Annotated in this window: 9 protein-coding genes and 1 tRNA gene; 5 read left to right on the top strand and 5 right to left on the bottom strand. The window is 29.8% G+C overall.

The features are described from left to right. Nucleotide 1: 1 nt before the first annotated feature. Both WPG_RS02005 and WPG_RS02000 read right to left on the bottom strand, forming a co-directional pair. Nucleotides 2-559, bottom strand: a complete 558-nt coding sequence (locus WPG_RS02005; protein ID WP_045468712.1) for a YeeE/YedE family protein — start codon at nucleotides 557-559, stop codon at nucleotides 2-4. A gap of 57 nt (nucleotides 560-616) precedes the next feature. Continuing rightward, entirely contained in the window at nucleotides 617-1,252 is a 636-nt protein-coding gene (locus WPG_RS02000) for a Crp/Fnr family transcriptional regulator (protein WP_045468709.1), read from the bottom strand. An 83-nt stretch (nucleotides 1,253-1,335) separates the two neighbouring features. Between WPG_RS02000 and WPG_RS01995 the strand changes: the two genes are divergently transcribed. The 5 genes from WPG_RS01995 (at nucleotide 1,336) to WPG_RS01975 (ending at nucleotide 8,558) form a co-directional block, all read left to right on the top strand. Beyond that, a tRNA-Arg gene (locus tag WPG_RS01995) sits at nucleotides 1,336-1,409 on the top strand. 184 nt (nucleotides 1,410-1,593) lie between these two features. Beyond that, nucleotides 1,594-2,493: a hypothetical protein gene (locus tag WPG_RS01990; RefSeq protein ID WP_045468706.1), complete on the top strand. Its 900-nt coding sequence runs from the start codon at nucleotides 1,594-1,596 to the stop codon at nucleotides 2,491-2,493. A gap of 5 nt (nucleotides 2,494-2,498) precedes the next feature. Continuing rightward, nucleotides 2,499-3,665 carry a CHASE2 domain-containing protein gene (locus tag WPG_RS01985; protein WP_084221501.1) on the top strand — a complete coding sequence of 389 codons (1,167 nt, stop codon included), beginning with the start codon at nucleotides 2,499-2,501 and terminating at the stop codon, nucleotides 3,663-3,665. After that, the gene (locus tag WPG_RS01980) at nucleotides 3,644-4,420 is read left to right on the top strand and encodes a hypothetical protein (RefSeq protein ID WP_045468701.1); all 777 of its coding nucleotides are present in this window, start codon (nucleotides 3,644-3,646) and stop codon (nucleotides 4,418-4,420) included. The genes WPG_RS01985 and WPG_RS01980 overlap by 22 nt, the downstream gene beginning before the upstream one ends. A gap of 7 nt (nucleotides 4,421-4,427) precedes the next feature. After that, nucleotides 4,428-8,558, top strand: coding sequence for a caspase domain-containing protein (locus tag WPG_RS01975; RefSeq protein ID WP_144374400.1), 4,131 nt, complete (start codon nucleotides 4,428-4,430; stop codon nucleotides 8,556-8,558). On the opposite strand, the gene WPG_RS01970 is transcribed toward WPG_RS01975, so the two are convergent. The 3 genes from WPG_RS01970 to WPG_RS01960 form a co-directional block, all read right to left on the bottom strand. Continuing rightward, entirely contained in the window at nucleotides 8,559-11,546 is a 2,988-nt protein-coding gene (locus WPG_RS01970) for a caspase family protein (RefSeq protein ID WP_045468693.1), read from the bottom strand. Nucleotides 11,547-11,625: 79 nt separating this feature from the next. After that, nucleotides 11,626-14,829, bottom strand: coding sequence for a CHAT domain-containing protein (locus WPG_RS01965; RefSeq protein WP_045468690.1), 3,204 nt, complete (start codon nucleotides 14,827-14,829; stop codon nucleotides 11,626-11,628). A gap of 5 nt (nucleotides 14,830-14,834) precedes the next feature. Then, complete coding sequence (locus WPG_RS01960) at nucleotides 14,835-16,634, bottom strand: CHAT domain-containing protein (protein WP_045468687.1); 1,800 nt, start codon at nucleotides 16,632-16,634, stop codon at nucleotides 14,835-14,837. Nucleotides 16,635-16,738: the final 104 nt, after the last annotated feature.

Genomic DNA, 16,738 nt, shown 5'->3' with positions numbered 1-16,738 from the left:
ATTAAAATAGTATTGGATAAATGAAATGAATCATAATTAAACCTCCTATAAAAAAACCAACTACAGCAATTAAGGATGGTAATTGCAAACTACTTAATCCTGTAATCGCATGACCAGATGTGCAACCACCAGCATAACGTGTTCCGAATCCAACTAAAAAGCCACCAATTATTAAAATTGATAATCCTTTTGCACTTAATGCAGCATCCCAACTAAATAATTCTGGTGGTAATAAACTTTGATCAGCTTCATAAAAACCGAGGCTAGTTAAATCTTTAACAGTGCTTTCACTTAAATCTATATGAATAGGGTTTGATAAATAATTGTGAGCAATAAACCCACCAATTATAGCGCCAAGTACAACGATGAGGTTCCACCTTTGGCTTTTCCAATCGAACTTAAAGAATTCTACTCGTTTTCCTGCACCTCCAATAGCACATAAGGTTCTAAGATTAGATGACATTCCGAACGATCTACCAAAATAGAGTAGAAGAAACATTACGATTGCAATGCAAGGTCCAGAAACATACCAAGGCCAAGGTTGTAAAATATATTCCATAGATTTAATTTGATGCAAAAATATAATTATACATTTTAGTTTGTGTTACAAAAGTTACTAAAACTCTAATACCGTTATTTTATTTCTGCCAAGTTTAATGTTAAATTCTCTTTCGAGTTGTTTTAAAAGTCTAGAGATAACAACTCTAGAGGTATGTAAATCTTCTGCTATTTCTTGATGTGTTATTTCTAAAGTTGTTGTTGATGATAACTTTACTTGGTTTGAAAGATATTTAAATACACGTGCATCCATTTTTAAGAATGCGAGTGTGTCTATAGTTTCTAACATCTCATCAAAACGGACTTGATAGCTTTGTAAAATAAAGTTTCTCCAACTTTCATTTTCATGAAACCATGATTTCATACTTATGATTGGTATCATTACTACTGTTGCATCTTCATCTGCTATAGCTCTTATCTTACTAGTTGATTTTGCCATGCAACACGTTAATGACATTGCACATGTGTCACCAGCTTCTAAAATATATAACAGAAGCTCATGATCATTTGAGTCTTCTCTTAAAACTTTTATATTTCCACTAATAAGAAATGGGACAAAACTTAAGTTTTGTCCAATATCTATTATGATTTCATGCTTTTTAAAAGTCTTTAAAGAAGCGGAATTTAAGATATTATTAATAATTTCTGAATCAAATAAGTATTCAAATGGTTGAAGTAATTCTTTAGAAATCATACTTCAAAAATACAATTACAATTTTGAAATAAATAGTTTGGTTGTTTTTTAATAATTGTATTATATTTGCACCCACTTTAAAAGGCCTCGTGGCGCAACTGAATAGCGCACTTGATTACGGCTCAAGAGGTTACAGGTTTGAATCCTGTCGAGGTCACTAATAAAAGAAAAGTCTACATTTTTAATGTAGACTTTTCTTTGTTTTATAGCTATCTTGATTTTTAATTTAGGTTCTAAACGAACCATTTGGCAGTGTTTTTGTTTAATAGAACTTAAAGAATTTAAAATTATTAATTAGTTAAAGATTAATTAATAACTTAGGGAACCTATAATTATATAATATGAAAAAAATATTTTCACTGGTATTAATAATGCTATTATGCTCTTGTAAAGTGCATCAAAGGTCTAATATTCAATCTAACGAAGAATTTGTAGTAGAGTTAAAAAAGCCACAGACACGTGGCGGATTAATAGAAGCTGCCTTAGAAGGTATATTTTTTGGTGCTTCTTATTTAGCAGAAAAGACGTCTAAATCCTTATCAAATACCTATTCTCAATCGCTCTCCATTAATAATTATTATAATACAGATTTGGGTGATGTAGAAAAAACTTATAAAGAAATCCATATTAAGAAATATTCAAAGCCAAATGATACTGGTGAGAAAGATAAAATCAAAACAATTGTAAAGGATGAATTTAATGCGCTACCTAAAACTAGAGGCAATACAGGTGCTTTAAGCGTTAATGATGTGATAAGAATTGAAGAAGATGATATGCTGAATTTTTATGCAGTTATTGAGCTTATAAGTGATCCTGAGAATCCTGGGATTACAAGATTAAGCTTTAATGAACTACGAGTTTTCTTTTCTAAAACTAAAGTTTATACCGATGAAGATTTAAATGCTAGAGTATCAGTAGCTATAGAAGGACAGTGGCGAGGTGATGATGGTACACCAATTAGTGCAACACTCATAGAACAAGAATATGATTTCAAAGATTTAAAATATGGTGCAGATAATTTAATACATAAACCAATCTTGTCACCATGGTATTATGATATACCAACAACAACATTAGTTGATGACAATAGTAATTATGGTGTTGTTAAAGTGAATGTTAGGTTAGAAGAGTATGAAGGTAATAAAAGTAAATACATTAATAAACTACCAAGTATGCTAAGTGATAATAAAGATGCTATTATCACAGATGGAGCGTCTGTCATTGAGAAAATCACAAATTAATTTATATGAAGTGGTCAACAAATAAGCTGTTATATAGAGATGCATTTTTATGCACTGTTATGACTTTTATTGTTGCAGGATTACTCTATTTTGTATTTGTTAATCTTTCCATAATAGACCCATTTGAAAAGGCATTCAAGGATTTTAAATTTACAGATATATTTTATTCTAAGCGTTTAGATAAAGAACAATTAAATGATAAAATCATTCTTGTTAATATTAAGCATGCAGATCGTTTTCAACTCTCACGGACTATAACAGAAATACAAAAGCAAAAGCCTAAAGTTATTGGCGTAGATATTATTTTTAAAGACCGTAAATTAGAATTTACAGATTCGATTTTAAAACATTTATTAGTAGAAAATAAAAATATAGTTACTGCCTACTATCACGAAAATGATTCTATTGTTTATAATCATAATTACTTCAAAGTAAAAGATGAAAAGAAAGGCTATATCAACTTAAATTTAAAAGGTCAAAACACAGTTATAAGAGATTTCATAGGTGTTAAAGGGAAAGACAATAAAGAATATGCCTTTGCGGTTCAATTGGCCTTAAATGCTGGCTATATAGATAAAGAATACGCGTCAAAAGAATTGAAAAAGCCCATACCAATAAACTACATTGGTAATCAAGATGTATTTCTAAATTTTGATATTGATAAAATTTCTAGTTCTGATAAGATTCCTGCATTAAAAGATGCTGTAGTCATATTAGGATATTTTGGTGACGGTAAAGAAGAATTTGATATTGAGGATAGACACTTTACACCGCTTAATGAAGAATGGGTTGGTAGAGCAGTACCAGATACATATGGTGTTGTAGTGCATGCAAATATTTTGAATATGCTCTCTAAGCAAAATTTAATATATAGAGTTACTGTATTTTCTACCTATTTAATAGCTTTCATACTTTGTTTTTTTACCATATTTTTTGCTATGAAACTATACAAGCGAAGTAGTTTTATTTTTGATATTACAGAAAAAATAGTACAGCTTGTGCTTTCTGTTGTGTTTTTATATTTGGCCTTATTATTGTTACAGGTTAACGTTTATATAAGTGTTGTACCTATAATTCTATTATGTTTATTAGGAATTGAAATGATAGACTATTATGAGTACTTAGTTAGATATCTTAATAAGAAATTTAAATGGGAAAGTCATTTGTTATAATACTGTTATTTAGTTTTACTATCGCATTAAGTGCTCAAGATAGTCTTTGTGTCTTTAAACTTAAAGGAAGTGCGTACGGTAAAATTGCAAATACGCTTAAGCCCTTGACAAAAGGCACTTATATAAACGAAAAATCTTCATTGTTAGTTAATGAGTCTACTAAAATAACTGCAATTAATTCTAAAGGGGAGGCCTTTCAAATCAGTAAATCTGGAGAGTATAACTATAATAAGATTTTAGAACATAATGTTCTAAAAAATGCTAAGGGTTTAACGTCTAAATACTTTAAGCTTATTTGGGACGAATTACTTAAAAAAAATTCAGGTAAGACTATTATAGGGGGAGTATTTAGAGGTGATTTATTAATGCAATCTCCAATTGATAGTACTATGCTAGCAAGTTCTAAATTAACCTTTAAATGGACTACAGATAAAGACACGCCTCAATACTATCTTTTTATCAAAAATATAGAAACTGAGGAGATTTTTAAGTTTGCTACAAACGGAAGTGAGTTATCATTATATAAAGATCATTCTATTTTTTCCCAAGGAGTTAGTTTTCAATGGTCAGTTTCTATATCTGAGTTTCCTAATCTTAAGAATATTCCGTTTTATTCATTCACATTAATTGATAGAGTAGAGTATGAGTCAATAAAAACGAGTTATAAAGACTTAATTAATGATTTAAAGACTTTGGGCTTTAATGAATCTGAAATTGAAAATTCACTTTGTGAAACTTATGGAATTTGTAAATAATTCAAGCTTGAAAAATATTTTACTTTGCTTAGTATTATGTTGTGTCTATACGTTTAGTTTCGGGCAACAAGATGAAGTGAAAATTACATTACGAGATTATCATTCTGCAAGTATTACAACTACTGTCGCTTCAAAAAAATATCCATATTTCTTTACAGCCGATGAGTCTGGTAAAATTTTAGCTTACAGTACAGAATCAAAACGGGTAGTAAAGACATTGAGACCAGCATCTGGTATACCTGTAAAGAGTATGCGATTAACCAATGACGATAGGGTTTTAACCATTAATCAAAAATTTAATTTTAGCGATGGTAAAACTGATTCAATATTTAGTATCAGTGTTTTCGACCAAAAAGTATTGATGCAAAATGCAGCTAACATTGAATTTGTTGGAAGTCAAGATGATGCTATTTTGATTAGAGATACAAATGCTGACAAGAGCTTAAATATCATAGATGTTTATGATAAGAATTTTGAGAAAATAACGCGATTTTATGCTTCTAATAGTATTGATAAAGCTGCTTATAATCTGGTTTCGGGTGAAATTGTAATGGTTCAAAAAAGAGGTTTAACCCAGCTTAATATTTTGTTTTTGTATAAGAATGATTACAAGAAAAAATTAAATATAGACATTCCTGAATCTCTAGAAATTATTAAACTCTTTTACCATGCTGATGACTTATATGTATTATCAAAAAACAAAGAAGCTAAAATAATTGAGATTTATAACTTATCTAAAGTAAAAGACTTTACTAAGCCAGTGCATAAAGTTGCAATTGATTTTAATGCGTCAATAAATGTTGATATATCGCATAAAAATGAAATACTACAACTCGTCATTACAGAAAAGTATGGTTTTAGCACTAAACCACTTATCATCAAAAAAAATGGAAATATTTATAAAGACCAAAGACCTAATGCTAATGATGGAGTCACTACATCAGTTTATTTAGAGGATAAAAATGAACATCTCTTTTTTGAGTCTTTTAACCCAAATTTTTCGAGTTATATAAGGTTTAAAGTTTTTGATAATGAAACTGAAAAAATTGTAAAAACAATACCAAAGGAGGTCAAGCCTTATTATCATGGATCATTTTTACCGAATGATAGTTGGATTGTTATAGGAAGCGAAATAAGTACTGGGAATTTCGGTATTGGACAACAAGAATATCAATTAAAGTATTACGAATCTGGAACATTTTATAATCGTTTTGGTAAGCTAGATTATAATAATTTAATGGAGACTAAATTTGGTATAAAAGATTTTTCTAACAAAGAATTTGATTTTAATAAATATACGAGTATACATCCATTTTATGGCTCAAAAAATAGATCAGAGTTTGAAGCTGATTATGGTTTTTATGCTTATGACTTAATGAAAGATAAAGTACAACTTATAAGTAATTTAGAAACAAATAAACGTAATGTTGTAGATTATAATTCAGTTAAGCGGACCTTACTTTTAAGTCAAAGACCTTATTACAATGGTGGTCATACAGAACCTCAAGAGTTTGCTCTTTTAAAAAATGATGATATTATTAATATAGAGGGCTTGTATAAATTTGGGAAATTTTCTGAAGATGGTCAATATGTCCTTTTAATTTCAAATTTAAATGAGGTATCTATTCGATTGGTTGAGACCATGAAAATTTTACATTCCGAAACGCTTATTGATGGAAAGTATAAGATATTTTCAGATCAATCTAATGAGTTCTTAGTTTCTAATGCCTTTTGGAAAATTGATAAAGAAAAGTGTAATACAAATTCAATTGGTTTCTCTATGGATTCAAACCATAAGGTGACAAGTCAGAAGACAGAATGTCTAAATGTATTAGATTTTGATTCAGTTGAAAATATTACGGTATTGAGTATAGAGTATCTAGGTTTAACAATAGGTGATAAGCTGTATAAATTTCCATCTTCAGAGTTTCCAACAAGGGTATCTCTAAATTCAGATGGTTCAAAATTGATGGCGAGTTTTAATAATGGTAAAATTAAAATTTATCAAACTAAAGGCTTAAAACTACTTGCAGAAATGTTACATCCAGACAAATCTAGTCATGTATTTGTGGATAGTAATAATAATTATTTCAGTAATGTTAATCCAGATGAATTTGTTCTTGCGTCATTAAATGGAAAGAGTTCTCCTGTAAAAGATTTTGAAGAGCGTTTTTTTAAACCAGAAGAAGTACTTAAATCTTTTGGTATGCCAAACAAGGAGTATATATCTACGTTAAAAAAAGCTCTCGCATTAAAACAAAAAAATCAATTTGATAATACAGAGGTTAATATAGATAATGAAAGCACTTTAAGCAGTGAAAAAGGTGATTTATTTTTATTATCTGTAGGTGTGTCTGACTATCTGCAAACAGATTATAATCTCACATTTGCAGATAAAGATGCCTTAGATATTTCTCGAATTTATGGAAGTCTAAGCAAAGATGATGAGTATGCGTACAATAAAAAATTCTTTGGTAGTAGATATAGTTTAGAGGCTAATTCTGGTGAAGTTGTTAATGAATTAAAAAGATATGGAGGACTGTATACAATAACAGGTGATTTATATGCATTAAACGAAGAACGTACACTTTGGTTAGAACACGATTATGGAAAGTATAATCTATGGAATTATAAAACAGGTACGATAGAACCAATAACAATGCCTAAGGGTTTTATAATGGAAACTTTAAGTTATAATAACGCTATTTCTATTCACCCAGATGGTACAGGGTTTTATATCATTTCTGATGATGATGTTTTTTATCAATATAAATTTTCCAGCAAAAAATTCTCAGTAATCAATTTACCTTTTGATGATTATGCCTCAATTTCAAGAAGTGCATTAAAACCAGTAATAGATAATAAATGGGCTTATTTTTCTTATAAAACAGAAGGTTTAGATAATTATGTTGAAATTGTTTTTGGTGAAACAGATAAAAAAGAAATTGACGGAAAAATAAAATTTAGCCTCGATAATTTTGAGTCTCTTAATGAAAGTGGAAAAAGACAGAAAGACTCTGCAAATATTTATTTACCTAGCTTAAAAGCCTTATCCGCAAACGGTAGGCATATGCTATATAGTAGCTTTGATAGCGATTTATTTTATGTAGATTTAAATACATCTCCTGTAGTACCTTTAAAATTGAATCTAAGTAATTTTGATAAATATGATATGGTTTATATCTCTAACGATGCTTCACAATTATCAATATATAGAACTTCATTAAACAGTTCTGAACGCGAAATCTTAACTTATAATTTAGATGGAAAATTAGTTAGAAGTGATAGTTTTGATATTAATGTAAAAGGGTTTTCAGGATATAACAACGACCTATTCTGGATTAGATCTTCTGATCCATTAGTAAAAGAAGATTACTTTAAAAGAGATAGTCTTTTAGCATATAATAAGCCAGCATCATTTAAAAAAACGAGAATAAAGTATTTAACGAATGCAGAAGCTACCTCAGAGAATATAAAAAAGGAGCTCAATGGGTTTTTTAAGAACGTAAAGCCTAATGATCAAGTTATTGTTTTCTTAGCAGGTCATGGAGTTTTAGATGAAGATCTCAATTATTATTTTGCTCCACACGATATGGTATTTAATGATGTGAAGCAAAAAGGGGTTTCATTTAATACAATTATTGAGAATCTAAAAAAAGCTAATTCCAATAATATTATGCTATTAATGGATTCTTGTCATTCAGGTAATACTTTAGATATCGATACTAAAACAGTAATTTCAGAACAGAATATAAATAAACCAAATCAACGTGGTTCAAAATCTAGACGTGTTAATTCTAAGTCAGAGTTTAAAGTATCTGATGTTATATCAGATTTGTTTGAAGATTTTTTATCTAAAAGTGGTATCACCGTTATTTCTGCTTCCTCTGGAGAGGATGTCGCTTATGAAAATAAGACCTTAGGAAATGGGGCATTTACAAGTGCTTATATAAAAACATTAAAAGGGAGATTAAGCTCTTCGGGCTTTTTACTGAACGAAAAAGATTTAAAGAAATCTTTACAATTAACAGATGACACGATTTCAGAATTATTAAAGCGAGTTATGCTTTTAACTAATGGAAAGCAGACTCCTGATTTAAGAGAATTAAATGCCAAGTCTCAACTTAAAATGTGGTAATTAGTTGTTAAGGATATATTTATTTATAGTCTCTGTGCTATAAAAAGTTTTAAGTTTATTAGAACGTAAAAGATTCTGATCAACACGTCTTCTGTAATTTTCACTACTAGTAATATCTCCAATAAACCTTGCATAGACTGATGCTAAAAGCATATCTGGATTTTTATCTAGTTTAATCAAATTAGTATAGTAATAATTAGCATTTTCTAATGCATTAGCATCAATTGCTGCTTTTACCATAACTTCTAAAAGCTGTATGTTATGTGATTTGGAATTGAGTTTACTTAAAGATGGTAAAGCTATTTCTAATGCTTTTATAGGTTGAGATTGTAAATACAAGAATTCTGAATAAATGTGAGCATTCTCAGCAGAATTTGAAATTTCAAAAGCCAATTTGTATAAAGCTTTAGCATCAGACGACTTGCCGAATTTTAATTTATCTTTAGCCATTGTACGTATATAAGCTGAGATTTCTTTTTGTCGATCTCCAAAGGCATCACTGTCTGAAGCAGTTTTTAAATTTTGTTCCGCAGAATTAATATCATCAGTTTCTATCTGACTATAACCAAGATTTTTCGAACTTTTCACAAACGAAGCATCAATTTTTGTAGCAGATTTGTACGCTTTAATGGCTTCAGTGAAATTCTTTTTTGAAAAATAGGTTTGACCTAACAAATGATTAAAATCTGGGGTGTTAGGATGATTAGCTATTGCCGTATGAAGTAAATTAATAGATTTTTCTTGAAGATTTTGATTATTATAAAGGCTAACTAATTTATCATATGCAGGAATGAAATAGTTGTTCTTTTCAATAGCCTTTAAGTATAATACTTCAGCTTCACTAATCTTATTTAATTGATTATTATAGTTGGCGTAATAAAAATAAGGTTCTGGTTTATTACGATTTTTTGCAATACCAGATTCAAAAGATTGTTTTGCTTTTAAAGGTTTCCTCATTTTGTTTTGTAAGCTACCACGACCAGCATAAGCCCATGTATTAAAAGGGTCATTTTGTATGGCTTTTCCATACAATGAATCTGCTAAACGTAAACGGGATAATTTTGATTTTTTTAGCCTAAGGAAATCAGCATATTCTGAATATACAATTGAAGACTCTGGCGCATAATCAATGGCATTTAGTAAAAGTTTTTCAGCTTTGGCATCATCAATTTTGTTGTCTTCTATATAGTTAATTAATCCATATCCAAATACTGAATTTATAGAATCTGTTTTTACTGCCTTTTTATACCAATCTATAGAAGATTTGCTGTTTCCTTTTAATTTTTGAAGATTGCTCATCTTTTGAAGCGCTTTCACATTTTTAGGCTCAGTTTTTAAAACTGCCATGTAAAAAGATTCTGCTTCGCTGTATTTACCTTCTTTTTCACTTATTTCTCCTAATTTAAGGTTGGCATTTGCGCCTTTAGTACCAAGCGTAGTGTTTAGGTATGTTTTTGCATCGTCATACTTATACTGGTCCATTAAATTGTCACCAATATTTGTCACGGGTTTAGACCAAGAATAAATCAATTTTTTAGCCTTATTATAATGATAATGCGCACTATCGTATTGCTCTTCATTGTTGTAAACTTCACCCAAAGCATTATGAATATAAGCAGCCCTAGGTTCTAATTGTAATGCGTTTTTAAGCATTAACTTAGCCGCTTTGTATCGTGCGTAGTTTCTGTTTCTAATAATTACATAAGACTCTAACAATAATTTGCTTGCCTCAACTCTGTCTTTAAGAAAGCCATCTTCACCCATCAATTCTAAACAAATCTCTAAATGTTTTGCCTGAATTTTAAATGCCCTACTTGGAGGTAATATCTTATTCCCATCGATATAAGCATTTATGAGTTTTTGTGCACTATTAGATAGAATCTTTAATAAAGTACTGTTCATTTTTTCCTTTAATCTTACATCAATAGTTGGGTTGTTACTTATAGATTTATAAATTTCATAAGCACTAGAAGATTTCCCGTAATATGATTTTCTATTTATAGCTTCATTAAATTTCTGAATCTCAGAACCGCCAGTTTTATCCTTTAAATCAGTATCACTTATACCTCTAGCTGCAATACGTTTGTCACTTTCAATATTTACATTAATATCTTCAAAAACGATGGTGTTAGATGCTGCAGTTATGGCTTTTAAAATAGCTCTTTTGTTTTCGGTGTGCATTACAGGTGATTGTTTCCCTTTATGCTCTTTTAATACAATATCAGTAACATTTTCATATAAATAATCATCAACTTCATTGTATGTTAAAGTAGCGTTAGCATCTTTATCCGCTTTTCCTGTAAGACCTTTAACCAAATAGTATGTAAAATAGCCATGCTTTAAGTCACTACTTTCATAGGAAAGCTCTTCTGAACCACAACTCAAAAATCGAGTTGAATTTTGAAACATAGCTTGTATGGTGCCCATGTTTTTCTGTGAAGTTCCTTTAAATGGGAAACCAGATTGACAAGCATCTAAAATAAGAATGACTTTAGATTCCTTGGATATAAAACTGTTTAAGATTTTTTCTAGTAGAGAAAAAGGAATTGTACCTCCGGAATAATACTCTTGATTAGCATTTGCATCTGATGCTAAAAGAAATCCTTCTTTTTCACCAAAATCATCAATAACGTCACCATGCCCAGCAAAATAGATGTATATAATATCGCCAGATGATGTCTTTTTAAGTAATGATTTAAACTCCTTGAGGATATTAAGAGACACTGCATCTTGGTTTATTAATAAAGAGATGTTTTCATCTGTTAGACCTTCTACTTTGCTCAGGTAATTGTTAAAAAGAATCGCATCATTATCTGCGTAATTTAATTGAAGTTCTTTCTCGTTATAATCTGAAACACCTATTATCAGTGCTCGTTTTGTACCATCATTATTTGTCTCAGTTGCCTTTGCTTTAGAGCCTCGAGCTCCGTTCTGGGCATACGAAATACACGAAAACAAAATGCATAGTGATAGTAGTAATTGTTTCATAATATGATTTGGTATTATGCTAAATATCTAAAATAGATATTAGCAAATTACGAATTTTCTAGGTTTTACTTTTTTAAGTTTATTCAAACAATACAAAAGCAGCCCATTTTTCTGGGTTATCAACGTATTTATTCGATAAGGTTCTCTGTGTTGTAATAAAGGCTTCTCGAACTTTCATACCTTCAAGCCAATTGGAGTAAAAAGAGTACATAAATTCAGCTGTTTCTTTATCTGGTACTTCCCAAAGACTCATCACTATTATGTCTACTCCAGCCATTTTAAAAGCACGTTGTAAACCATAGACTCCTTCGCTACCATCAATATCTCCAAGTCCAGTTTCACATGCAGATAAAACAACCATATCCGTATTAGACAAATCTAAGTTTGAAATTTCTTCAGCAGTTAGAATACCGTTATCTATTTCATTAGGATTATTGCCGTTAAGCCATGCATAATTAGCACCACTCAATAGTATACCTGAACGTTTTAAAGGATTGTCAGCAACTTTAAATTTACTGTTTTTGCCAGAAATATTAATAATATCTTTATGTTCATTTTCATAGAAAAAACCATGCGTTGCTATATGTAATATATTAGGACTACTGGCACCTAATTGTTTAAATATAGATTCCTTGGCATCATAACCTTTTAAAATAGTTATGGTTTTATTATAATTGGATAATAACTCATTAAGATTGTTAATTTCCTTTAATGTTCCTGGTAAATAGTTCCATTTGTTTTCTTCACTTCGTTTAGTTTCTAAGCCTATAAAATCTTTAGGGTATTTATAGTTCTCTTTTTGGTCACTTAGACTCTCTTGGTAGTCATATTCAATTCCTCCCATAATTAAAATGTTGTCAAACGAGGGTTGTTCGAAATCATCAACTATTTCGTAGGTACTACTCAATTGATTTAAGTTATAACCTCTAATAAGAAAATGGCCTTCACTCTTTATAGATGCAAAAGAAATATTATGTAGAAGTCCGGCTGGAGAAAAATAAATTGTATTAATGCCTTTTAAATATTGCTCTATAGGTTTCCAGATTAAGTTATAAAGGGCTTTAGAATCTATTTTGTTACCAACAATTGAAGCTTTAGACCCTCTTGATAAATATAATTGGTTCGGATACTTTGAAGATTTTAATATTTTACCTAATTGTTTTTCTTCAAAAAGTTGAATAACAATTGGATTATTATAGTTTTTCATTACGATATATGCTAAATAATATATACTATCTGATTCAGCATTATTGATATAATTGAATCTCGAAAATTCTATAGCAACTTCGTTACCTTTTAATTTGTTTTGAACTTTTTTCCAACTTTTATTAAATTTTATAGGTTTTTTGAAACTATCGTTATAAAGTTGAACTAATTCTATCTCTGCAGCACTTATATCGGATTTCAATTCATCTAAGTCTTTATCATTGGGAAATTCTTTTTTATCCTCCAATCTATTTAGTAATTGCTTATTATTAATATATGTATCAACCTTTGAGTTTATAGCTTCATCATTTAATTCTTTTAATTTACTTGTAATGATTTTTGATTGATTTAATAGAAGCCCTTTTAATAAATACTGGTTTTCTAAATTTAGGATTGTTAGTTCAGTGTTTTGATAATCTACATTTACTGATTCATAAATATCAAATGAATGTTCTAATTGGGTTAAAAAAATTCGTTTTAAACCTTCATTGCTAAAACTGAATCTATTTTGAATTTGATTTTTAGTTAATTGATCTGCTTCATTAATATCATTTAGTATTGCTCCATATTTTTTTTGGCAAGCCTTTGCAGAAATATATTTATTCAATGCATTAATATAGTTTGAGTCATTTTTACCATAAAATTGTTTAATACCACTTAAAGCTTCTTCAAATAATTTTAATGCTTTGTTACATTGATTATTCAACAAATACACATTTGCTAAATCGGATAGTTTTAGCCAATATGCAGGATGCGATTTATCTTCTCGTTTTAGAGTTGTAGATAAGTTCTTAATAGCTTCCCTGTATTTTTTTTGATCTATTAAAATAGTACTTAGGTTATCTAAACATTCACGATACTCTTTATCTTTTATAGAATAATTCGATTTTTTTACTGTTTCAAAGGCTTCTATAATTAATTGCTCTGCTTTATCACTTTCATTCAAGTACATATAGCATATTCCTAGTTGAGACTTTAAAACAGGTAATTGGGGTGCATTTTGGCCTATAGATGCAATGGTTCCATCAATTACTTTTAGAATATAGTCTCGGGCTATATCATAAGTTCCAAGATTCCAAGCTAAACTTCCTAAAATTTCGTAATAATTTAATGCATTTGAAGGAGGGTTAGAAGATTCTAATTTGGTTAATCGTATGCCTTCACTAGCATAGAGGAATGCTTTTTTAAAATCTGACGTTTGAGAGTAACAAGCGACTAGAAATAAATATACATTACCTAATGCTTCTTCATCTTCATAATTATCTAAATACTCAAAAATTGAGGCGGCTTCTTCTAACACTTTTTCGGCCTTATTAAAATTACCTAAATTAATGTGCAAACCTCCAATACTAGTGAGAATATTTGCATAATTAGAGGTGTTTTTTCCATAATTTAATTTTATGAAGTTCAGACTTTCTTTTTCTATTATGAGTGCATCTTCTAACCTGCCCAGACCTTGATAAATTCCGGGAAGATTGTTGTATCTTAAGTTGTTATAGTACTGTTGATCGAAATCAGGATTGTCTTTTAATATTACAAGTCCTTTGTTTAGTTTATTTAAAGCATTTTTGTAATCTTCAATCTCTCTATAAAATCCTGCAAGATTGGTTAAAGCGATTCCATACAAATAATGATTTTCACCATATGCAGTTTTTATAATTTCATTAGACTCCAGGTATATATCTTTCGCTAACTTATATGATTTTATACTTACATATATATTAGCTAAAATTGTTAGGGCGGTTCCATAGGGTTCACTTTTTTCTCCATATAGACTCTTAATGCCAATTATAGCTTTTTCCATGGGTTCTCTTGCGTCATTATTCTTTTCAGCTTGAACAAGTACAATAGCATAAGAATAAGCTGTATTGATAAATTCCTCAGAGTTTGTTTCAAATAATTTTTTGGCTAGATTATATGCTTTTTCAAACTCATCTTCTGCCTGACTAAAAGATTCCAGGCTATAATACGATGAGCCATTTTGAAAATTTTGAGACCATTTGTTGTAATCATCTGTGTTTTGACTTGTCCCAATAAAAAGGGAAAGCAATAAGAGAATAGTTAAGTTGTGTTTCATATTTTTTATTCATACAATACAAAAGCAGCCCATTTATCTGGGTTGTTTGGATATAATTTATGCATTTTTCTCTGTGTTTCAATAAATTCTTGCCGAATCGCATTATTCTCTAGCCATAACTCATAAAAACTCGTCATAAATTCAGCTGTTTCAATATCTGGTACTTCCCAAAGACTCATTAGTATCATATTTGCACCAGCCATTTTAAAAGCTCGTTGTAAACCATATACGCCTTCATTACCTTTTATATCTCCCAGACCTGTTTCGCAAGCACTGAGTACTACTAAATCTGTATTTGACAAGTCTAGGTTTGATATTTCTAATGCAGTAAGTATGCCATCTTCTTTTTCATAAGGATTATTACCATTTTGCCAGGCATAGTTAGCACCTGCAAATAACAATCCGGAGCGGACTAGAGGATTGGTAGAGCTTTTATATTCATTGGATTTAACTTTATTGCTATCAGAAGAATTTTCATAGAAGAAACCATGCGTAGCTATATGTAGAATATTTGGACTATCTCCACTTAAGTTTTTTATAGCCTTTTCATTAGCAGTCTTATTCGTTAAATAATTTGATGTTTTTCCTTTTGAATTAAAAAGGGTGGTCAAATTTTCTATTTCGTCTTTGGTACCTTTCACATATGGCCAATTTTCATTTTCTCCTCTGTTACTATTTCTAACTCTGAGTTCTGGTAATGCAGATTGTTTCGCTATTGGCTTTCCATCTGCATTATAGCTGTAATCGATACCACCAATAAAAAGTGCAGTTTTAGTTCTTGGTTCTTTAGTAACTCTTTTAATGGAGGTAGAGCTATTAACCTGAACAAGATTAAAACGTTCTGTTAGTAATTTACCTTCAGAATTTGCTAAAGCTGCAAAAGCAATTTGGTGTAATATACCATCTGGTGATAAATAAATTGTCTTAACTCCATTGAGATTTTCTTCCAGAGGTTTAATGATGAGATTATATAAGCCTTCTGTAGTTATTTTGTTGATTCTGCGTGCCTTTGAACCTCTCGAATCATTCATTTTATTTGATGAAGTACCTTTTATAATATTTTGAAGTTCCTCTTCTTCAAATAACGGGATGACTTCAAGCGAAGAGTTAGGGTTCTTTTTTATGATATGAGCGACATAAAAGGTACTATCCGTCCACTTCTTATTAAAATAATTAAACCGTACAAACTCAATGGCAACTTCATTTTCTTTAAGTTGAGTGCGTCTCCATTCGCGTTTTAAGGTGAAGTCTTCAAGAAAATGTCTTTTGTGATATAATACCAGCTCAGACTCTAAACCTATTAAGCGACCTTGCATTGTTACTAGCTGTTCGCTTCGGTCTTTTTCATTAAGACTTAGCTGAAAAGTTGTAAAATCTTTTACGTCTCTGTACTCTATTATTTTTTTATTTATGACGTCATCATTTAAGCTTTCAAGATTTTTTAAAATATCCTTTGAAGAATTTAATAAGACACCTTTTGCCACTAAGGCATTATTAGTAATTATATGGTTAAAGCTTTTATATCTATAATTGGTCTTGTAAGCAAATGATTGAAATAAATTTATAAACGGCAGAATGTTATTCTGAAGAAATGTAGCACGTTCGTTTTCAAAACGGTATTGAAAGGCCTGTTCAGTATCGCTTAAGAGGTTTTTATTAACACTTTTGAACATTGGAATAATTGCTCTGGGATTTTCAAAACTGAGATAATATTCGGAGAGTTCCTTAAAGGAATTGGTATAGGTTTCTTGTTCTTTTTTTAAATCCGCATTTCTAATTTTTGAAAGCTCAATATTCGTTCCCAATTCGTTTTTATAGTCATTTAAAAATCTATAATAAAAATTAAGCTTATTTAAAATGTTTTGCTGATTTCTGTTGGAATCCTTAAAATTCTCAAAAGCAAAGGTCT

The organism is Winogradskyella sp. PG-2, from assembly GCF_000828715.1.
Taxonomy (GTDB): domain Bacteria; phylum Bacteroidota; class Bacteroidia; order Flavobacteriales; family Flavobacteriaceae; genus Winogradskyella.
Note: the sequence above shows the minus strand (reverse complement) of the source record. Positions and strands in the feature narration are given on the sequence as shown.